Annotated in this window: 18 protein-coding genes and 1 pseudogene; 13 read left to right on the top strand and 6 right to left on the bottom strand. The window is 35.1% G+C overall.

Annotated features, from left to right (window positions below; genetic code table 11):
* Positions 1–25: 25 nt before the first annotated feature.
* The 7 genes from metG to ACFQ0I_RS02470 all read left to right on the top strand — a co-directional run bounded on the left by metG (position 26) and on the right by ACFQ0I_RS02470 (position 7,634).
* Positions 26–2,092 carry a methionine--tRNA ligase gene (gene metG / locus ACFQ0I_RS02500; protein ID WP_379939041.1) on the top strand — a complete coding sequence of 689 codons (2,067 nt, stop codon included), beginning with the start codon at positions 26–28 and terminating at the stop codon, positions 2,090–2,092.
* Positions 2,093–2,366: 274 nt separating this feature from the next.
* Complete coding sequence (locus ACFQ0I_RS02495) at positions 2,367–2,795, top strand: lipocalin family protein (RefSeq protein WP_379939942.1); 429 nt, start codon at positions 2,367–2,369, stop codon at positions 2,793–2,795.
* 11 nt (positions 2,796–2,806) lie between these two features.
* A complete protein-coding gene (locus ACFQ0I_RS02490) occupies positions 2,807–3,511 on the top strand; it encodes an OmpA family protein (protein WP_379939039.1) in 705 nt (234 codons plus the stop codon).
* A gap of 235 nt (positions 3,512–3,746) precedes the next feature.
* Positions 3,747–4,265 (top strand): ferritin, encoded by a 519-nt coding sequence (locus ACFQ0I_RS02485; RefSeq protein ID WP_379939038.1) that lies wholly within the window; start codon positions 3,747–3,749, stop codon positions 4,263–4,265.
* Between the two features lie 74 nt (positions 4,266–4,339).
* Positions 4,340–4,501: a hypothetical protein gene (locus tag ACFQ0I_RS02480; protein WP_379939037.1), complete on the top strand. Its 162-nt coding sequence runs from the start codon at positions 4,340–4,342 to the stop codon at positions 4,499–4,501.
* A 64-nt stretch (positions 4,502–4,565) separates the two neighbouring features.
* Complete coding sequence (locus tag ACFQ0I_RS02475) at positions 4,566–6,689, top strand: Tex family protein (protein ID WP_379939035.1); 2,124 nt, start codon at positions 4,566–4,568, stop codon at positions 6,687–6,689.
* A 33-nt stretch (positions 6,690–6,722) separates the two neighbouring features.
* Positions 6,723–7,634 (top strand): DMT family transporter, encoded by a 912-nt coding sequence (locus tag ACFQ0I_RS02470; protein WP_379939033.1) that lies wholly within the window; start codon positions 6,723–6,725, stop codon positions 7,632–7,634.
* 14 nt (positions 7,635–7,648) lie between these two features.
* On the opposite strand, the gene ACFQ0I_RS02465 is transcribed toward ACFQ0I_RS02470, so the two are convergent.
* From ACFQ0I_RS02465 to ACFQ0I_RS02455, 3 genes are all read right to left on the bottom strand, one after another.
* Positions 7,649–8,149: a hypothetical protein gene (locus tag ACFQ0I_RS02465; RefSeq protein WP_379939031.1), complete on the bottom strand. Its 501-nt coding sequence runs from the start codon at positions 8,147–8,149 to the stop codon at positions 7,649–7,651.
* 103 nt (positions 8,150–8,252) lie between these two features.
* On the bottom strand, positions 8,253–8,597 hold the full coding sequence (locus ACFQ0I_RS02460) for a hypothetical protein (protein WP_379939029.1): 345 nt from the start codon (positions 8,595–8,597) through the stop codon (positions 8,253–8,255).
* A gap of 127 nt (positions 8,598–8,724) precedes the next feature.
* Positions 8,725–9,156, bottom strand: coding sequence for a tellurite resistance TerB family protein (locus ACFQ0I_RS02455; RefSeq protein ID WP_379939027.1), 432 nt, complete (start codon positions 9,154–9,156; stop codon positions 8,725–8,727).
* Positions 9,157–9,442: 286 nt separating this feature from the next.
* Here ACFQ0I_RS02455 and mfd point away from each other — a divergent pair, with 286 nt between their 5' ends.
* Together mfd and ACFQ0I_RS02445 are read left to right on the top strand one after the other, a co-directional pair.
* The gene (gene mfd / locus ACFQ0I_RS02450) at positions 9,443–12,832 is read left to right on the top strand and encodes a transcription-repair coupling factor (protein ID WP_379939025.1); all 3,390 of its coding nucleotides are present in this window, start codon (positions 9,443–9,445) and stop codon (positions 12,830–12,832) included.
* A 91-nt stretch (positions 12,833–12,923) separates the two neighbouring features.
* Positions 12,924–14,255 (top strand): TlpA family protein disulfide reductase, encoded by a 1,332-nt coding sequence (locus ACFQ0I_RS02445; RefSeq protein ID WP_379939023.1) that lies wholly within the window; start codon positions 12,924–12,926, stop codon positions 14,253–14,255.
* A 72-nt stretch (positions 14,256–14,327) separates the two neighbouring features.
* Here the strand turns inward: ACFQ0I_RS02445 and ACFQ0I_RS02440 are convergent, their stop codons facing one another.
* Entirely contained in the window at positions 14,328–14,687 is a 360-nt protein-coding gene (locus ACFQ0I_RS02440) for a YraN family protein (protein WP_379939022.1), read from the bottom strand.
* Positions 14,688–14,740: 53 nt separating this feature from the next.
* The gene (locus ACFQ0I_RS02435; protein ID WP_379939021.1) at positions 14,741–16,993 is read right to left on the bottom strand and encodes a TonB-dependent receptor; all 2,253 of its coding nucleotides are present in this window, start codon (positions 16,991–16,993) and stop codon (positions 14,741–14,743) included.
* 157 nt (positions 16,994–17,150) lie between these two features.
* Here ACFQ0I_RS02435 and ACFQ0I_RS02430 point away from each other — a divergent pair, with 157 nt between their 5' ends.
* The 4 genes and pseudogenes from ACFQ0I_RS02430 (at position 17,151) to ACFQ0I_RS02415 (ending at position 21,788) form a co-directional block, all read left to right on the top strand.
* Positions 17,151–17,804 carry a metal-dependent transcriptional regulator gene (locus ACFQ0I_RS02430; RefSeq protein WP_379939020.1) on the top strand — a complete coding sequence of 218 codons (654 nt, stop codon included), beginning with the start codon at positions 17,151–17,153 and terminating at the stop codon, positions 17,802–17,804.
* Positions 17,805–17,806: 2 nt separating this feature from the next.
* Positions 17,807–18,829 (top strand): metal-dependent transcriptional regulator, encoded by a 1,023-nt coding sequence (locus tag ACFQ0I_RS02425; protein ID WP_379939018.1) that lies wholly within the window; start codon positions 17,807–17,809, stop codon positions 18,827–18,829.
* Between the two features lie 3 nt (positions 18,830–18,832).
* Positions 18,833–21,022: pseudogene (feoB, locus tag ACFQ0I_RS02420) on the top strand (ferrous iron transport protein B).
* Positions 21,023–21,026: 4 nt separating this feature from the next.
* Positions 21,027–21,788 carry a transporter gene (locus ACFQ0I_RS02415; RefSeq protein WP_379939017.1) on the top strand — a complete coding sequence of 254 codons (762 nt, stop codon included), beginning with the start codon at positions 21,027–21,029 and terminating at the stop codon, positions 21,786–21,788.
* Here the strand turns inward: ACFQ0I_RS02415 and ACFQ0I_RS02410 are convergent.
* Complete coding sequence (locus ACFQ0I_RS02410) at positions 21,785–21,922, bottom strand: FeoB-associated Cys-rich membrane protein (RefSeq protein WP_379939016.1); 138 nt, start codon at positions 21,920–21,922, stop codon at positions 21,785–21,787. The genes ACFQ0I_RS02415 and ACFQ0I_RS02410 overlap by 4 nt on opposite strands.
* Positions 21,923–21,949: the final 27 nt, after the last annotated feature.

Genomic DNA, 21,949 nt, shown 5'->3' with positions numbered 1-21,949 from the left:
GACCAGACATTACTTTTCGAAAAAGATGAACACACCAAAAAGATATACCATAACATCGGCATTGCCTTATACCAACGGACCTATTCATATTGGGCATTTAGCCGGAGTTTACGTGCCTGCAGATATCTATGCGCGTTATTTACGTTTAACAGGAAACGATGTGGTTTTTATTGGTGGAAGCGACGAACATGGGGTGCCAATTACTATAAAAGCTAAGAATGAAGGTGTGTCGCCTCAAGATGTGGTAGATAAATATCATGCTATTATTAAAAAATCCTTCGAAGAATTTGGGATTTCGTTTGATAATTATTCGAGAACTTCAGCAAAGATTCATCATGAAACGGCTTCAGAATTCTTTAAAACGCTGTATGATAAAGGCGATTTTATTGAAGAAACTACCGAGCAATTATACGACGAAAAGGCAAATCAGTTTTTAGCAGATCGATTTGTTACTGGAACCTGCCCAAAATGTGGAAACGAGGAAGCTTATGGCGACCAGTGCGAAAGTTGTGGCAGTAGTTTAAATGCGACCGATTTAATTAATCCGAAATCGGCATTAACAGGTAATGTACCCACATTAAAACAAACAAAACACTGGTTTTTACCTTTAGATAAGCATGAAGCATTTTTGCGCAAATGGATTTTAGAAGGCCATAAAAAGGACTGGAAACCGAATGTATACGGACAAGTAAAATCGTGGATAGATGATGGGTTACGTCCGCGTGCCGTTACCCGCGATTTAGATTGGGGTATTCCTGTGCCTGTTGAAGGTGCCGAAGGCAAAGTGCTTTACGTTTGGTTTGATGCACCTATTGGCTATATTTCGTCCACTAAAGAATGGGCACAACGTGTTGGAAAAGATTGGGAACTTTACTGGAAAGATAAAGACACCAAATTAGTGCATTTTATAGGGAAAGACAATATTGTATTTCATTGCATTATTTTCCCTGCGATGTTAAAAGCCGAAGGATCTTATATTTTACCAGATAATGTACCAGCCAACGAGTTTTTAAATTTAGAAGGCAATAAATTATCAACCTCAAAAAACTGGGCCGTGTGGTTGCCAGACTATTTAAAAGAATTCCCTGGTCAGCAAGATGTGTTGCGTTATGCATTAACAGCCAATGCGCCAGAAACTAAGGATAACGATTTTACTTGGAAAGATTTTCAAGCACGAAATAACAACGAATTGGTGGCTATTTTTGGAAATTTCATTAATAGAGTCATCGTTTTAACGCACAAATATTATAACGGAATCGTTCCAGTGCCTAACGAATTTTCGGAAGTAGACCAAGAAACCTTGGCAGCTGTTAAAGCCTATCCAGACGTCATTTCTAGCTCGATTGAAAGATACCGTTTTAGAGAAGCACAACAGGAATTAATGAATCTGGCAAGACTTGGAAACAAGTATCTAGCCGATGAAGAGCCTTGGAAAGTGTTTAAATACGACGAAGCCCGTACACAAACTATCATGTACGTTGCCCTACAAATAGCTTCGGCTTTGGCCACTTTAAGCGAGCCATTTTTACCCTTTACTTCTGCGAAACTAAAATCTATGCTAAATGTTACGTCGGGCACAATCGCGATGTCTTGGAACGATATTTCAACTAAAGAAATTTTAATCCCTTCAGGACATCAAATTGGTGAAGCAGAATTATTATTCTCAAAAATTGAAGATGAAACCATTCAATTTCAATTAGATAAATTAATTGCAAGTAAAAAAGCCAACGAAGCCTCTAAAAAAGTGGTTGAGCCACAAAAAGAGACGATTACATTCGATGATTTTACCAAATTGGATATTCGCGTGGGAACCATTTTAGAAGCAGAGAAAATGCCAAAAGCTAAAAAATTATTGGTTTTAAAGGTAGATACAGGCATCGATGTACGCACTATTGTTTCTGGAATTGCCGAGAGTTTTACGCCAGAAGAAGTGGTTGGCAAGCGTGTTACGGTTTTAGTTAATCTAGCACCAAGAGCACTTAGAGGTGTAGAAAGTCAGGGTATGATTTTAATGACCGAAACTGCTGAAGGTAAATTGGTATTCGTTAATCCAGATGACAAAAATGTTGCGAATGGCTTGCAAATAAGCTAGGTGATTGATTGCAAACATATTGAAACAATTTACTGCTGTTTGTAGCTTAGTTTTTCGAAACTAGTTCCTTCTTACAGATTAGGATCTAAAATCTTTTAAAACTAATGTAAAATAGATGAAACAAACGTCTACCTTTACAATGTTTACGTATATATCTTATGTAATATTATTAACATTATTTTTACAAAAAAATTCCCAGTTCGTTGCATATTTGCAACTTAAAAAAACACTAATTATGAAAAAAATCATTTTACTATTATTAACCATAGGCTTCATGAGCTGTGGCACTTCTAAAACTGTTCGAGTTTCCAAAAAGGTTATAAAGGGCGACTGGACGTTAAGTACTATAACTTACAGTCAACCCGGAAAATATAATGTAACCTTGTTAAACGATACAAACAAAGATTGTTTTGAAGGTAGCACTTGGCAGTTTGTTCCTAACAACAATACAGGAAGTTATAATATAAACGATTCTAGTTGCTCAACAGGTTTAAGAAGTTTTGTGTTTACCATTCAAGAAGTAGATGCAGCGACAGGGCTTTATGATTTTTTATTGAAGCCAACAGACGAAAAACATAAATCTGAAACCAATCAAGGATTTAGATTGAGTTTAACATCATTATCTGACACTTACATGCAATGGCAACAAACGGTTTCTGTTGATGGAAAACCTTTTACAATAACAATGAATTTTAATAAATAATAAAAATACTAATGAAAACAATTATAAAGAAAACTGGCATTTTACTATTCACACTTTTGGTAGCTATAAGTTTAACAAACTGTAAAGCCATTCAAAATGCAAACAATAAACAAAAAGGAGCTGTTATTGGTGCAACTGGCGGCGCTATTTTAGGAGCCATTATTGGTAATAACGTAGGCAAAGGTGGTAATGGCGAATTAGGTGCTGTTATTGGCGGTGTTGTTGGTGGAGGCGCAGGAGTGCTTATCGGCAACAAAATGGATAAACAAGCGCAAAAAATAGAACAAGAAATCCCAGGAGCACAAGTAGAGCGTGTAGACGATGGTATTGTTGTTACTTTCGATGAAACCAGCGGTGTGTATTTTGCAACCAATAAATTTGACATTAATGCGGCATCACAAGCAACATTAAAAAAATTAATTGCTGTGTTTAAAGAATATCCAGACACGAATTTGTTAGTGGTTGGACATACCGATAGCCAAGGCTCAGATGAATATAATATGACGCTTTCTAAAAACAGAGCGTATGCAGTAACAAATTACTTAACTGCAAACGGCATTAGTAGCGGGCGTTTAACAACCAATTGGTTTGGCGAATCGCAACCTGTTCATGACAATGCTACTGCCGAAGGGCGTGCAAAAAACCGTCGTGTAAACATTGCTATTTTGCCTAACGAAAAGATGATTGAAGACGCTAAAAAACAAGCAGGAAATTAATTTTTATTAATTTAAAACATACAAAATCTCGTTTTCTATTAAATGGAAAACGAGATTTTTTGTTTGTAATTACTTTTAAAAAGATTAAATCTATGGCTCATTTTTAAGAGGCATGTTTAACGCTGCCATGTCACATACTTATTTTGTCAAAAAATTAACATAAGTAGGCATATTTATCGTCATAAATTTTATACTTGTTTTAAAAGAATCTGTAACTTTACAAAAAGTCAATATTATGTTATCAAAAGTTATAGAAAAGGCCCTTAACGGTCAAATTAGAATTGAAGCAGAGTCTTCTCAAATTTATTTAGCCATGGCATGTTGGGCAGAAGTAAAAGGTTTAGAAGGCGTTGCAGGTTTTATGTACGATCAGTCAGACGAAGAGCGCGAACACATGTTAAAACTAGTTAAGTTTGTTAACGAACGTGGCGGGCATGCGCATGTATCGGAATTAAAAGCACCAAACGTAACATTTAATTCGTTTAAAGAGATGTTTGAAATGCTTTTAAAACATGAAGTATTTGTATCTGAAAGTATCAACGATTTAGTACATGCTGCATTGCAGGAGAGAGACTATGCAACACATAACTTTTTACAATGGTATGTAGCAGAGCAAATCGAAGAAGAAGCAGTAGCAAGAACTATTCTTGATAAAATTAATCTAATTGGCGACGATAAAGGCGGTCTTTACTTATTCGATAGAGACATTCAGCAACTTACTGTAAGTACTGCTGCGGCCAACAATCCTCAATAATTTTAACATAAATCTTATTTAGATTAATTAAAAATAAACTACTTTTGCTTAAGTAACAATAAGTTGTATTTGTTTTGGGCAAAAAGAAAAAGCAGAAAAAAGCAATTAAAAAATTACAAAAAGCAGGTATTATTGCAGATAATGTAAAAGATAGTTGTTGCAAAAAATATAAAAAGGGCGAGAGCAAACGCTGTTCTAAATGTCCATGTTTAGATTTATTTAAAAAAGTTGCATAAGTTTTCTTAAAATCTATTTTAGCTTTAGATAGTTTTCTAAATTGCGTTGATTTTAAAAAAATATATGCAACTTTTACATTATATAAGCTCCCGCACACAACTTCCAGAAAGTTCAATTAAAAACACGGTTCAATTATTAAATGATGATTGTACAGTACCGTTTATATCTCGCTATCGCAAAGAACTCACAGGAAATTTAGATGAAGTTCAAATTAGCGACATTGTAAAATTTAAAGACGAATTTGAAGCCCTAGAAAAACGAAAAACTACGATTTTAAAAGCGCTCGAAGACCAAGGCGTCTTAACTTCAGAATTAAAACAAAAAGTTGAAGCTTCGCAAGATTTAATAACGCTCGAAGATTTATACCTACCTTTTAAGAAAAGTCGGAAAACAAAAGCCGAAACCGCAAGGAAAAACGGTTTAGAACCTTTGGCTAAGATTATTATGAGTCAAAATGCTAATGATGTGGAATCTTTAGCGTTTAAGTATGTAAAAGGAGACCTATCTTCAGTTGAAGAAGCTTTAGAAGGTGCCAGACATATTATTGCCGAATGGATTAACGAGCGTACCGATATTCGAAATAACATTCGCCATCAATTAGAGCGATTTGCTATGATTTCCACCAATGTGGTAAAGGCAAAAGAATCTGAAGAAAACGCTCAAAAATTCAGAGATTATTTTGATTGGGAAGAATCTTTAAATCGTATCCCATCACACCGATTGTTGGCAATTTTAAGAGCCGAAAGCGAAGGGTTTATCAAGGTGAAAATAGAAATAGACGACGAAAAAGCCTTAGCTAAAATTGAAGATAGAATTATTCGTTCTAACAACGATTGTGCAGAACAAATACAGATAGCCATCAAAGATGCTTACAAAAGGTTGTTGTTCCCATCGTTAAGTAATGAAGCATTACAAAATGCTAAAGTGAAAGCCGATGAAGCAGCTATTTCGGTATTCGCGAAAAATTTAAAACAGTTATTGTTAGGTTCCCCTTTGGGTGAAAAGCGAGTACTGGCAATCGATCCAGGGTTCCGAACAGGGTGTAAAATAGTGTGTTTAGATGCGCAAGGCAGTTTGCTATATAATGAAACCATCTATCCGCATCCACCTAAAAGCGATAGTATTGGTGCCATGAAAAAGATAAGTTCGTTATCTGAGGCATATCAAATTGAAGCGATAGCTATTGGAAACGGAACCGCTTCACGCGAAACGGAAGCGCTTATTCGAAAAATTCATTTTAAAAACGACGTACAGGTATTTGTGGTTAGCGAAGCAGGAGCCAGTATTTATTCGGCATCTAAAATTGCACGCGAAGAGTTTCCTAATTACGATGTCACCGTTCGGGGCTCAATTTCTATTGGAAGAAGACTTCAGGATCCGTTGGCAGAATTGGTAAAAATAGATGCCAAATCTATTGGGGTGGGGCAGTATCAGCATGATGTAGACCAAAATAACCTTCAAAAATCGTTAGATGCTGTTGTTGAAAACTGTGTAAATGCGGTTGGTGTAAATATTAATACCGCTAGTAAAAGTTTGTTAAGTTATGTGTCTGGTATTGGTCCAAAATTAGCCGAAAATATTTTTGAATATCGCAATGAAAATGGCGCCTTTACGTCGCGAAACGATATTAAAAAAGTACCCAGATTAGGTAATAAAGCTTTTGAGCAAGGAGCTGCTTTTTTACGAATTAAAGACCCGAAAAACCCACTGGACGATTCGGCGGTACATCCAGAAAGTTATGCTATTGTAGAAAAAATGGCTAAAGATTTAGGAAAGAAGGTTACCGATTTAATTGGGAATGCAGATTTAATTAAAAAAATAGATTTAAAAAAATATTGCACAAATGCTATTGGCTTACCAACGCTTCAAGATATTATTAAGGAGCTCGAAAAACCTGGTTTAGATATACGCGAGCAGGCAAAAGTGTTTACCTTCAATCAAAACATAAAAACTATAAACGATTTAAAGGAAGGCCAATTGCTACCAGGAATTGTAAACAATATTACCAATTTTGGATGTTTTGTTGATATAGGTATAAAAGAAAGCGGACTAATTCATGTTTCAAATTTATCAGATAGTTTTGTAAGCGATGTTAATGCACATGTAAGTTTGCATCAGCAAATCGTTGTTAAGGTTTTAGAGGTTGATATTCCGCGAAAGCGTATTCAGCTAAAATTACATAAATAAGAATCAGTAAATTTAAGCAACACCCGTTTGTTTATGAAAAAGCCGCGTTTAGCACTCTTTGTTGGGGTAATATGTATTTCCATATTTCCTATTTTGGTGAAATTGAGTTTAACCTCGGGACTTATCTCTGCGTTTTACCGAATGTTGTTCTCTTTTTTGCTGTTATTACCCTATGTTTTATTTAAAAAACAATTTGCACTGCCTAGTGTAAAAATTGGTTTATTGGCTGCCTTATGCGGTGTTATATTTGGTAGTGATGTGGCTGTGTGGAATATTGCTATACAAGAATCTACAGCAACCCAGGCATCTTTATTAACTAATTTGTCGCCAGTTTGGGTGGGGTTTATATCGTTGTTTTTTTTAAAGGATAAGCCAAAAACAAATTTCTGGATTGGCACTACAGTAGCAGTTTTTGGTATGGTACTGCTTGTTGGCTTTTCCATGTTTAAAAACTTAGACTTTGATTTAGCTTTTAATTTCGCAGTACTTTCTGGAATGCTTTATGCCGTGTATATGCTGCTAAGCAAACATATTCTTAATTATATTAACGTCACTACGTTTATGCTAATAAGTTTAGGAGCTTCTTCGGTGTATTTGGGAGTTCTAAATTTTGCGCTAAACGAAGCTTTTTTTGGATTTTCTACAGACGCTTGGTTGGTGCTACTCGCACAGGCCGTTATTTGTCAGCTATTAGCGTGGTTGCTTATAAGTTACGCAACGCAGCATATGAGAGCCACAAGAGTGTCGGTAAGTTTGCTGGGGCAAGGTGTTTTAGCTTCAGTGTTAGCCTGGTTACTACTAGATGAAACGATTACAATTCAAATGTGTATTGGTGGTTTTATTTTGTTATGGGGTATTCGTATAACCTTTTATAACAATCAAATACTTGCAAAAAATTGGCTTAAAAAAAGAAAATCAAAAGCCTTATTCATAACTCGAGAATAAGGCTTTTGCACTATTTAAGAAGCAAGCTTTACTGATGGACTTTTTACAATAGCATCGGTTATCAATTTATGCCATTTTTCAATACGTTGTATTTCAAAGTCTTCAATAAGATCGTCATCGATATTAAAAAACGGAATCATTAAATTTTTGTTGCTAGGAAACTTAAAAATAAGCTCTAAACCCAAGCTTTTTAATCTTACAATGCCATCTTTATCTTTATTATAGTTTTTTATTACATTGCATATTTTCAATTCTTCTAGGTTTATATTGTTAAAAGTAACTTCAGAATCTTTTACAGTTGCAATGGTTAGTATTTTATTATCGTTGCTAAGGCCGATAAAATTTTTACGCCAAAACTCTGTTAGACTGTAAATAATGCCGTTATCTTTTATTAAAGAAGTTATTCTTTTTTTTGTGCTTGATGTGTTTTTTGTACCATTGAATATGAATATAAAAAATGGAAGAAACACACTTATTATTAATAGGGTTGAAACGAGTACAATTGAAATTTTCATCTTGTTTATATTTTTTAATTAATTTGTATAGAATTGCTAAAACCCTCATAGTATCATGTATTATGATTGAGTTTTATTTTATATTAGATTAAAAAATAAGGTGTTACAAGAAAGAATGAAACGGAAAGACTATTTCCCGAATAGTTAAATTTAGATTAAAGAAATCGCAATCTTTTAAATAACAAGTATTGTTTTTAACAAGTACCTTGTTTGAAGGTTTAAACGATTCTAAATAATTGGTTTGACTTTGTTTTTTAAGTTTATCGAAATTGAAAAACTCTACAATCGTGTTACTCGCAGAAATGGCACATGCATTAATTGAATGGTCAATTTTAATGTCATGCGAGTGGTTAACTGCTTTAAATGATAAGTTGCTCTCCGTTTTATTAAGAAATAAAGAGAAGAAACTTAAGGTAACCGTTAAAAGTAACGCGTTAATTTTTAGCATTTAGCAGTAAATTTGAAAGTGTAAAAGTATAATATATTTTGTTACAAAAAACATAATTTTTTAGTGTCGTCAAAAAAAAACGCGAACAAAGCTGTTCGCGTTTTTTGTGAATAAAATCGAAGTTAATTTATCTATTCATATTTTTTATTTCGGTAATAAAGGTGTCTAAATCAACACCATTCTTTACTAGCGTTAAAGCTTTATCTACAATATATTTTACGTTTTCTGGATGAAAACCAAGGCCAACGCCAATTTTTCCTAGTAATACAATTTCATGCTCGTCTTTAATATTGTCTACATAAACCATTCGGGCTAAATCGTACAAACGTTCTAAGCGTAAATCGTAAGATAAAGGCGGATTTATAGGATGCGATTTATATTCTTTTAATATTTTTTTATAGTCATGCTCGTTAACTTCTAAATTACGTGCAAGTCTGTCTAAAAACGCTTTTTCTTCAGGGGTAATAACACCATCATCCATGGCTACACGTACAATTGCAGCAAAATGGTCTTCATTACGCCTTTTAAATCCACTATCAAATAAATCTGAAAACGACATATATTTTTAATTTTGTGGTACAAACCTACATATTTTTTTGTTCTTTTAAAACAAAGCCATTGTAAAGTTAAATTTTTCGAGCATTCTCGCGGCTTGGGAGCAGTCTCACTTTTAGTTACGTCTTTCGCAAAAAAAGCAAAAGGATTTTGTGTATTTAAAGTGTATTTTAAGCCGCTCAATTGCTCATGCTATTAAAGTTACTAAAAATTGCTTAAATTCTAATCATATTTTTTATAAATAAACACATTCAAAATGTATCTTTGCATCTTTTAAACCCTATTATTAGGTGAGTAAAACCATGCTTTCTCAATCCTATACACAGACTTTGCAATTACAAAATCTGCAGAGTGCTATTGCCCTCCCGATAGCTATCGGGACCCAAAGTAGAATACATATAAAAGGCTTAGTTGGGTCGTCGTTTTCCTTTGTAATTTCCAGTCTTTTTAACCAAAATGAATTGCCTTTTTTACTTGTTTTTAACGACAAAGAAGAGGCCGCATTTTATTTAAACGATTTAGAACAACTTTGTGGCGATAAAGATGTTTTGTTTTATCCGGGGAGTTATCGCAGACCCTACCAGATTGAAGAAACCGATAACGCCAATGTGTTGTTGCGTGCCGAAGTTTTAAATAGGATTAATTCCAGAAAAAAACCGGCCATTATTGTTACCTATCCAGATGCCTTGTTCGAGCAAGTGGTAACCAGAAAGGAGTTAGAACGACATACGCTTAAAGTTGCAGTTAACGATAAACTATCCATCGATTTTGTAAATGAAGTGTTGTTCGAATACCAGTTTAAACGGGTAGATTTTGTTACAGAACCAGGTGAGTTTTCAGTGCGAGGTGGTATTGTGGATGTGTTTTCATTTTCCAACGACGAACCTTATAGATTAGAGTTTTTTGGCGATGAGGTTGATAGTATCCGAACCTTTGATGTAGAAACTCAACTCTCTATCGAGCAGATTAAAAAAATAAACATCATTCCTAATGTAGCCAATAAATTATTGCAGGAAAGCAGGCAAAGTTTTATGCAATACATGGCTCAAAAAACAGTGATTTGTTTTAAAAACACCGATTTATTCTTCTCTCGAATAGACGATTTTTATAGTAAAGCTGAAGACGCTTTCAAAACCTTGTCTTCAGATATTAAACATGCCGAACCACATGAGCTTTTTTGTAATTCAACGGTCTTAAAAAAGCAACTACTCGATTTTTCGATTATTGAATTCGGGACTTCAACATATTTTACAAACCGCACTACGACCGAAACGAAGCAGCCATCATCAAAAGCAGAGGTTGTTTTTAATACCACACCCCAACCATCGTTTAATAAACAATTCGATTTACTAATTGAAGATTTAAACGCCAATTACGATAAAGGCTATAGCAATTATATTGCCTGTGTAAGCGAGCAACAAGCAAAACGTTTTCATGATATTTTTGACGATTCGCATCTCGATGTAAAACCATATAAAACTATTGTATTGTCCTTACATCAAGGGTTTGTAGATCACGATAATCAACTTGTTTGTTACACCGATCATCAAATTTTTGAACGTTACCACAAGTTTCATGTTAAAAATGGCTATGCTAAAAAACAAGCCATAACCTTAAAAGAATTAACCAATTTAGATATTGGCGATTATGTTACCCACATCGATCATGGTATCGGGCGTTTTGGCGGACTTCAAAAAATAGATGTCGAAGGCAAAAAACAAGAGGCTATAAAACTGGTTTATGGCGAACGCGATGTGCTGTATTTAAGTATTCATTCCTTACATAAAATCACCAAGTTTAATGGTAAAGACGGAAAGCCGCCAAAAATCTATAAACTTGGTAGTAACGCTTGGAAAACGCTTAAAGAGAAAACAAAATCAAGGGTTAAGCATATTGCCTTCAACCTGATTAAGCTTTACGCAAAGCGAAAAACAGAAAAAGGCTATCAATACAATCCAGATAGCTATATGCAACACGAGTTGGAAGCATCTTTTATATACGAAGACACGCCCGACCAAAGCACTGCCACCGCCGATATTAAAGCCGATATGGAAAGCGAGCGCCCTATGGATAGATTGGTTTGTGGCGATGTAGGTTTTGGAAAAACAGAAGTAGCTATTCGTGCTGCGTTTAAAGCGGTTGATAATGGCAAGCAAGTGGCCGTTTTGGTGCCCACTACCATTTTGGCGTATCAACATTCCAGAACTTTTAAAGAACGCTTAAAAGATTTTCCTGTAACCGTCGATTATGTAAACCGTTTTAGAACTGCCAAAGAAAAACGCGACACGCTCGAAGGTCTAAAAAATGGCAGGGTCGATATTATAATTGGCACCCATCAACTGGTAAATAAAAATGTAGAATTTAAAGACTTAGGATTGCTTATTGTTGATGAAGAGCAAAAATTTGGAGTGGCAGTCAAAGAAAAATTAAAAACTTTAAAGGATAATGTCGATGTGCTAACACTAACGGCAACGCCTATACCACGAACGCTTCAGTTTAGTTTAATGGCGGCTCGCGACTTATCGGTTATAACCACGCCACCACCAAACAGATATCCAATTGAAAGTCATGTTATTCGATTTACCGAAGAAGCCATTCGCGATGCAATTAGCTACGAAATTGAACGTGGCGGACAAATATTCTTTATTCATAATCGCATAGAAAATATCAAAGAAGTAGCTGGCTTAATTCAGCGATTGGTGCCAGATGCTAAAATTGGTATCGGTCATGGGCAAATGGATGGAAAGAAGCTGGAAGAACTGATGTTGGCGTTTATAAATGGTGCGTTCGATGTTTTAGTAAGTACTACTATTGTTGAAAGCGGACTCGATGTGCCTAATGCAAACACCATTTTTATAAATAATGCCAATAATTTCGGATTAAGCGATTTACACCAAATGCGTGGTCGTGTAGGACGAAGCAATAAAAAAGCGTTTTGTTATTTTATTACTCCAGAATATTCGGCAATGACTGATGATGCCCGAAAACGTATTACCGCATTAGAGCAATTTACAGATTTAGGCAGTGGCTTTAATATTGCCATGAAAGATCTGGAAATTCGTGGCGCAGGCGATTTACTAGGTGGCGAACAAAGCGGATTTATAAACGAAATTGGTTTCGAAACCTATCAGAAAATATTAAACGAGGCGATTGAAGAACTCAAAGAAAATGAGTTTAAAGACTTGTATAACGAAAAAGAAGAAGATAAGGTTTACGTAAAAGACGTAACGATAGATTCAGATTTTGAATTGCTGTTTCCAGATGATTATGTGAATAACATCGCAGAACGTTTAAGTTTATATACCAAACTTAATGAATTAAAAACGGAATCTGAATTACAGAAATTCGAATCGGAATTGATAGACCGTTTTGGCGAATTGCCTAAGCAAGTGAGCGATTTATTAAATAGTGTGCAAATAAAATGGATGGCCACAAAAGCTGGATTTGAAAAAATTGTAATGAAACAAGGCAAGCTTATAGGTTATTTTGTAAACGATCAGCAAAGTAGTTTTTACCAAAGCAAGAATTTTACAAAAGTGCTGCAGTTTATCCAATCTAACCCGAATGCATGTAAAATGAAAGAGAAACAAACCCGAAACGGCTTGAGACTTTTATTAACTTTTGAACATGTTAAATCTGTTAAGCAAGCATTAAAAGTGTTACAACCCATTGTGGAGTAATTATTGTGTTAAAAAAACATAAACACTTTAAGTCTAAATATTTGAAACTCTGTACCTTTAAAGCTTTAAAATTTTAAAAAAAATAAAGACTATGTTATCTAGAATTGTTGCTTTAATACTATTATTACCAAATTTACTTTTGGCACAACATACCATTTCGGGAGTGTTTACGCCAGCGAGTAATTATAAGGTGGTATTATTATATAAAGTAACGCCCACAGTATCCGATTATATAACAAATGCCGAAGTACAAAAAGACGGCAGCTTTCAAATTCAATTAGGGGCAGACGCCGCTAGTGGTATTTATAGAATTGTTTACGCTGTACCACAAGAAGACTATAATTTTGATGTTATTTATAATGGCAAAGAAGATATTTCGCTAACCTTTAATTCTGAAACAGGAGTTACGTTTAAATCTTCAACAGAAAATAAGTTACTCGCATCGTATTCAAAAAGTATGTCGGCCGTTACTCAAAGTATTAGTAATTATTTTAGAGAACATAAAAAAGACACGCTCGCATTACTTAACATTTTTAAAATACAGCGTGAAACACAGGCTAAATACGAAAAACTAGCAGAGAAAACCATTGCGCTTCAGTTTATAAAAGCAAATAAACCATACATTCCCAAAAAGTATGAGGATTCGCACACCTATGTCAAAAATTTAAAAATACATTATTTCGATAATATCGATTTTAATAATGTGACACTTCAAAGCTCCAGTTTTTTAGAGGAACGCATGAATAATTATGTGTTTGGAATGACTTCTGGATCTAAAAGCGACATAGCAAATTATAAGCATAATATTAATGTGTTTTGTAATGCGATGAAAACAGTTCCGGCAAAAGTAAAGCGGATATTATTGTTTAGCTTGTGGCAACAAATGGTCGATTTAGAGTATGAAGAAGTTGCTAATTATATTTCTAATAATTATTTAATTGATATAGCTAAATCGTTAAACGACAAAGAACTTGTTGATGCCTTAACGTTATTTAAAAACATATCAATAGGAAGTAAAGCTCCAGATTTTTCTGTAACCATTGAAAAAGATAATAAGACTATTAGCAAAAAATTAAGCGAGCTCAATGGGTTTGAAAACTATATTATTGTTTTTTGGAGTACTAGTTGTTCGCATTGTTCCGATGAAATTCCACAGTTGCAAAAACTTATAAAATCGAACAAAAAGAATAAGATAAAAGTTATTGCCGTGGCCTTAGAAGACGATGCAAAGGCTTGGAAAGAAAAAATAAAAAGCTTTCCAGAGTTTATTCATGTGCTAGGGCTAGGTAAGTGGGATAATAAAATTGGCGATGCATACGGGGTAACCGAAACACCCACTTATTTTGTGTTGAATAGAGAAAAGCAAATTGTTGATAAACCGTTAGATTTAGATGCTTTAAAGTACTTTTTTAGTATGCAATAAGTCTTACTGAAGTTGTTTTGCATCATAAATCTATCAATAATGAGATTCTGAAACTAGTTCAGAATTACAATTTCAGAAATGATAAAACGCGTCCTTTAAATGCTCTATTTCATAGTTTTTTCCATTTTTTACAATGGCAATAATATCAAAACGTACTTCAACATCTAAACCATTAGTGTTTACGTATTCATCAACAGCTTTTACCAGTCGTTGAATTTGCCCAGGTTTCACAAAATCCTGTGGGTTACCAAATTCTATGGTCGAGCGCGTTTTTACTTCAATAATGGCTAAAATGTTGTCTTTTTGGGCAATAATATCTACTTCGGCTTTGTCAAATCGGTAATTGCGTTCAATAATGTCATAGCTATTTTCCAATAGAAAATTAACTGCGAGTTGTTCTCCCTTCTTTCCTAATTCGTTGTGTTTAGCCATTCAACATTAAATTTGAGACTAAATATATTAATTAAAATAATGAAAGTGGTTCTTTATTTTAACGTATATCGCAGTCCAAAAAACAATCGTCGGCCTTGATTGGGGGCATATATATAACCCGTGTCGAAGGTTAGGGCATAGGGATTATTAGCTGTTTGTGTGGCATTTCCGTTGGCATCAAAAACAACGTCTTTATCAAAAGGGTCGTTCGCTCTTGCTATTATAAATGGATTTCCTCTATTAGGTGTCCAATCTAAAAGGTTTTTTACACCGCCATAAATTTCAAAATTCTTTAAGCCATCAAAAGTAAATTGTATGTTTTGAATGCTCCATACCGGCGATTCAGGTGATCTCGGATCTAAATCACCTAAAAGTGGTAATCGCATTGGTCCATAAACATTACCCGTATAGTCTATTAAGAAATTATGATTAAAATTTTTATAGGAAAGCGACCAGGTTCCAGAGTATTTCTCGGTTAAAATTTGCTGTTGTTTAATGCCGTTTTCTGTTTGCGTTACTTCCTGAATGGTAAAGCCAGCTAAGGCTTTAAAATTGCTGGAGATAACAGCATCCATGTTTATACTCAAGCCCAAACTGGATGCGTGACCATCTAAGTTGTCATAAATAACTTGGTTGGGGTTGGTGTCGTAATCCGGTAATATGGCATTACTAAAAGTGGTATACCAAGCGGACGCATCGATACCTATTATTTTTCCGCTTTTGGTATAGAACTTTTTAAGGTAATTTAAATTCACATTATACGAACGTTCCGGTCTTAATTCTTCTTCAATGACAACCTCTCTCGCACCGTTTAATGCCGCGTGTTCTTCGGTAAACAGATTTACTACCCTAAAGCCTGTACCCGCGTTAAGCCTAAGAATATCATGTTCCGATGGTTTAAATTTATAGGCCAACCTAGGCGTGAAAATATTACCATGGCGTTTATCGTAATCGTATCGGGCGCCAAGTAAAATTTTATGTTTTTCGTTTAGTTTTATTTCGTCTTGCACAAACAATGAAGGAATAACTATTTCGTCTTCTGTTTGTGTTACTGGGGTATTATCATCATAATAATTGTAGCGTCCAGAAACGCCGACTAACCAATCGTGGTTGTGGTCTGAAATATCCCATGTTAATTGGCCAAAACCAATGCGTTGCTTAGCTAAATACAAGGTGTTAGCATACGCCGAGTTTTGATCGTGATCTGAATATGAGAACTGAAAAGTCATTTTTTCATCAATAGGTAATTGATATTTTCCAATTAGTTCATAACGTGTGGTGTAAATACTCTCGCCATAGATGTCGCTACTTAGCCTATGTTCTGGTGTCCATTGCATTTCGCCTCCCCATCGGTCTTCGTAGAAAAAGCGGCCCGCCAATGAAAAAACACGATTGTTTTGTCTTTGAAAATCCCATTTTTGAAAAACAGAGATACGGTCTTGTAGTGTAACATCTGTAAAATTATCGTTGTTCGCATCGATTGGGTTCGAATAATTAAAATAATTGGCCCCCAAAAGCATGCTGGCTTTTTTGCCAACTTTTGTTTTAAAACCTAAATCAAGATTAAATTCTTCCCAATCTGTTGTATAGCTATCTGCAAAAACTAGGGGTGCATTTTCTGGGAGTTTGGTAATAACGTTAATTAATCCGCCAACAGCTTCACTTCCATATAGAGAGGACGCAGGACCTTTTACAATTTCTACTTGTTCTATTAAGGAACTTGGTATACCAGAAAGCCCATAAACTGTAGAAAGTCCGCTTACTATAGGCATACCATCTATTAACACGAGGGTATACGGTCCTTCTAAGCCGTTTATATGTATATCGCCTGTATTACAAACGCTGCAATTTATTTGTGGTCGCACGCCATTTACTGCTTGTAAAGATTCAAAAATATTTGGTGCCGGATTTTTTTTAAGGAATGTTGGGGAATACACTTCTACGGGAACAGGACTTTCAAGTCTGCTTACAGGTTTAAGAGTTCCGGTTATTACGACTTCGTCTAATAATTCAACTTCTTCTAAATTAATATTGATTTTAACGTTGTCTCCCTTAATGGTTATAAGTTTTTGTACCGTTTTAAAACCAGTAAAGGATACAATAAGGGTATAATTACCTTCTTGAACATTGTCTATTACAAAACTACCATCTTCTTGACTAACAGCACCTTTAGAAGTGCCTTTTAAATATATATTAACAAAGGGAAGGGATTCGTTATTAGTGGTTATTTTACCCGAAATATTAAAAGTGTTATTGGCGTTGATGCTGTTAGTAACGAGTAAAAAGAGGACAAATAAGTGTTTCATTTGGTTTAATATTTAAATTTTTTACCAAATCTCTTATTTTTATTAAGTCTAAATAATGATAAAAATCATGTTTTTGATATTTTTTATTTTTAGATAAGACTAAAAAAATATTTACATGTATGTAAAAATAATTATATTTGTAGCCTAAAGTTAAAGTATGACTACATTATCTGAAGAAAATTATTTGAAGGCCATTTACCACTTAGGTAAACAAGGAACCCAGGCGGTGAGTACGAATGCGATTGCCGAAAAAATAGAGTCTAAGGCTTCTTCGGTTACCGATATGGTTAAAAAATTGGCCGATAAAAACCTTGTGAATTATGTGAAATATCAAGGGGTTAGTCTAACAGACGCGGGACGACTAACGGCGGCATCGGTTATTAGAAAGCACAGGCTATGGGAAGTGTTTTTAGTTGAAAAGCTTAATTTTTCATGGGATGAGGTACACGATGTAGCAGAGCAATTAGAGCATATTAAATCTTTAAAATTAGTGGACGAACTCGATGCTTTTTTAGGCTTTCCTGCACACGACCCGCATGGAGACCCCATTCCCGACAGAAATGGTAACTATGCCCTAAGAAAAAGTATAAGCATCCTAGAAATGCAATCTGGAAATGAAGGTGTGTTGGCGCATGTAAAGGATTCTTCTGAAGTATTTTTAAAATATTTAAACAAAAACAGCATGGCATTGGGAGATACGATTAAAGTTGTGGATTTTGAACCCTTTGATGATTCTGTCACCATCGAAACCAAAACAAAACAAATTATTATTTCGAAAGAAGTTGCTAAAAATTTATACTTAAGTCAATAGTTATGAATACTTATAATCCTATACATGCACTTATTCTATTTTTTATAATAGCCGGCGTTTTGTTTGTGCTTTTTAGACCTGTAAAAGGATGGTTTTGGATTATAAAAAACAATTTTAAAGGCAACGAAAAGATTGTTACAGAAGATATTTTAAAACAGCTTTATCATTTTGAAAATGCAGGCAATAAGGTCGATACCAAAACACTGTTGCAAGTGCTGAAATATAACAACAATCAGATTGTTGAGGTTATAAAAACCATGACCATCAATAATTTAATTTATTTTGATTCGGATGTGTTAAAATTAACCGAATCTGGAAGAGAATATGCTTTAAGAATTGTTCGTATTCACCGTCTTTGGGAACGGTATTTAGCAGATAAAACAGGATTTAAAAAAGAAGAATGGCATGATAGAGCAGAAATGATGGAGCATAAACTTAGCCATGATGAAACCAATATTTTGGCTACACGTTTAGGAAATCCCAAATTCGATCCACATGGCGATCCCATCCCGACAAATACAGGGAAGATGGCACAAGTTAGCGGTGTTGAATTGCCTTTGTTGCCAGTAAATTCGGTCGGAAGAATTACACATATTGAAGACGAACCCGAAATTATTTATAAACAGATTTTAGCCGAAAACATTCACATTGGTTCGCTAATTAAGGTGATTGAAAATAATTCAACAAGAATCGTTTTTCTATCCGAAGGCGAAGAATTTAGATTGGCACCTATTGTAGCTTCAAATTTAACAGTGGCACCTATTGAAAAAGAAGTGGTGATTGAAGATAATGTGGCGCGATTGTCAAGTTTAAAAGAAGAAGAATCGGCAAAAATTATTGGAATATCGAGAGAAAGCAGAGGTGAAAGCAGAAGGCGATTATTAGATTTAGGATTCGTAAAAGGTGCCGATATTAAAATCGATTTAACGAATCCGCTAGGAGAACCTAATGCTTACTTAATTAAAGGAACCTCTATCGCTTTAAGAAAAGATCAGGCAGCAAAAATTCTTATTAAAAAAGATTAAATCATGGATGCAAAGGTAAAAAGTGCTTGCGAAACCTGTCCTCAATTTAATGCCGATGGCTTAAAAAAATTGGGAATAAATACAAGTAATGTAGATTTTGTGGTTGCTTTAGCTGGTAATCCTAATACCGGAAAAAGTACGGTTTTTAATGCATTAACGGGTTTACGTCAACATACGGGTAATTGGCCCGGAAAAACAGTAACCAGAGCCGAAGGGGGTTTTGAATACAACAAGAAAAAATTCAAGTTAGTAGATTTACCTGGTACCTATTCGTTGCTTTCAACTTCCGAGGATGAAGAGGCAGCACGCGATTTTATCCTTTTTGGAAAACCAGATGTAACGGTTATTGTTGCCGATGCAAACCGTTTAGAACGCAACCTGAATTTGGTGCTTCAAATTCTTGAAATAACCGATAAAGCAGTCTTGTGTTTGAATTTAATGGATGAAGCGAAACGCAATCACATAAGCATTGATGAAAGAACCTTAGCACGCGATTTAGGAATTCCGGTGGTACCTACAAGTGCCAGATTTAATGAAGGCATTCCAGATCTCATTCATACCATCAGCGAAATTGCAAATGGCCATATTGTTTGCAAGCCTCATAGAATTAAAAATGTGCCGAGTAATATTGAAAATGCGGTGAAAACACTAGCGGCAGAAATTGAAAAGGAATTTCCAAACGTACCCAACAGTAGATGGATTGCCTTTAGATTATTAGAAGGCGATACGCGAATTATTAATGCCTTAAGAACAGGTGAACTAGTTTAAAATATTATGGCGAATAAAAATATTGAACATATTTTAGAATTATCGAACGAATTGCGCTGGCAAATAGGAGACGATTTTCATGATAATTTAACGGAAGGTATTTATGCCGATGCTGCACAAATTGTGAGTGACACAGTACAGGTAGATAGTACTAAAAAACGCTTCCGGTTAGATAGACAAATCGATAAAATAGTTACAAGTAAAACCTTTGGGTTTCCTATCATGTTTTTAATTTTAGCAACGGTGTTGTGGCTCACAATTATTGGGGCTAATTATCCGTCTGGGTTGTTAGCGGAATTGTTGCTAGATACTATTCACCCAGCATTAAAAACTTTTGCAGCTAGTCTTAACATGCCTTGGTGGTTAGATGGCTTTTTAATAGATGGGGTGTATTTAGCTGTAGCGTGGGTAATAGCAGTAATGCTTCCGCCCATGGCGATATTTTTCCCTTTATTCACCTTATTGGAAGATTTTGGATATCTGCCACGTGTCGCCTTTAATTTAGATAGCTTATTTAAAAAATCGGGAGCACATGGCAAACAAGCTTTAACCATGAGTATGGGCTTTGGTTGTAATGCAGCAGGTGTTGTAGCAACCAGAATAATCGACAGTCCGCGGGAACGATTAATAGCAATTATTACTAATAACTTTTCGCTTTGTAACGGGCGCTGGCCAACTCAAATATTAATTGCAACTATTTTTATTGGGGCGGTAGTGCCACCAGCATTTTCTAGCGTAGCATCGTTACTAGCGGTGATTGGTATCGCGGTTTTAGGTATGGTTTTTATGTTTTTGGTGTCTTGGGTACTAAGCAAAACCGTGTTAAAAGGGGAGGTCTCTACTTTTAATTTAGAATTACCGCCGTATCGTCCGCCACGTTTTTGGAAAACCATTTATACATCATTAATAGACAGAACCCTTATTGTTTTATGGCGCGCCATTGTATTTGCTGCTCCGGCAGGGGCTGTTATTTGGCTAATTTCAAACGTTTATATTGGCGACCAAAGTATAGCTTTATGGGCAATAAATGCTTTTGACGGTTTTGGGTTTTTGTTAGGCTTAAACGGCGTTATTTTATTGGCGTATATTGTTGCTATACCTGCTAACGAAATTGTAATTCCAACCATTTTAATGCTAACCGTATTAGTTACCGGTATTGCGGGTGGCTCTGGAGCTGGTGTAATGTTCGAACTGGAATCCGCAAATGCCACGGGCGATATTTTAAGAGCCGGAGGTTGGACGCTGCTAACGGCCGTTAACCTCATGCTTTTTAGTTTGTTGCACAACCCCTGTAGCACCACGATTTATACTATTTATAAGGAAACCAAAAGTGTGAAGTGGACGCTTTTGGCATCTGTAATGCCAGTAATTTTAGGATTTATTGTAACCTTTTTAGTTGCCCAATTCTGGCGAATTTTATTTTAATTGAATGAATAAAGTAAATTATTTAGCACTCATACTGGGTTTAACGAGCTATGCGGTATGTTCTCAAAGTATAATAACCGACAGACCCGACCAAACCGAAAGTTCGTCCACCATCGAAAAAGGAAGCTTACAAATTGAAACCGGTATTTTAATTGGATTTACTGAAGATGATTTTACTTCAGAGCGCCAACTTCTTGCCCCAACAACCTTGTTTAGATATGGTATAACAAATGGTGTCGAATTGCGAGTGCTGAGTCAGTTTGAAAGTTTAAAAGACCAAAATTCGTCACAAAAAATAAACGGGATTAGCGATTTAGAAATAGGAACCAAAGTGCAATTATTCAAAAAGGAAGATATAAATACCGAGATTGCCTTTGTATCGCATCTTATACTTCCAACAGGTTCAATGGGTTTAACAAATGATTCATTTGGCACCATAAATAAGCTATCTATTTCACATGAAATAAATGATGCATTAGGACTAGGGTATAACTTGGGGTATGATTATTTTGGTGAAGGAAACGGCGATTTAACCTATTCTGTTGCCTTAGGAATTTCAGTTACCGATAAGCTCGGAATTTATATAGAACCTTTTGGAAGCTTTGTGGATATTAATAGCTTAGAAGCAAATTTTGATGCCGGAATTGCTTATTTGTTAAAGGACAATGTGCAGTTAGATTTTTCTTTTGGAACAGGCATTAATCACACTATAAATTACTTGTCCGTTGGGTGCAGTATAAATATAGCAAAGGCTAAAGCCAATTAATGACAACCGCATCCATCATCGCCACCACACGATTTTTTTGAACTAGGTTTTTTCCAAATAAATTTCCTAATTAAAAAAAATATAGCGAATCCAACAGCGGTAAACGCTAAAATATTTTGAATAATGGTATTCATAGTTGTTTTGTCGAAGTTACTTTAGTT

This window comes from Mariniflexile aquimaris (assembly GCF_042676825.1).
Lineage (GTDB): Bacteria > Bacteroidota > Bacteroidia > Flavobacteriales > Flavobacteriaceae > Mariniflexile > Mariniflexile aquimaris.
Note: the sequence above shows the minus strand (reverse complement) of the source record. Positions and strands in the feature narration are given on the sequence as shown.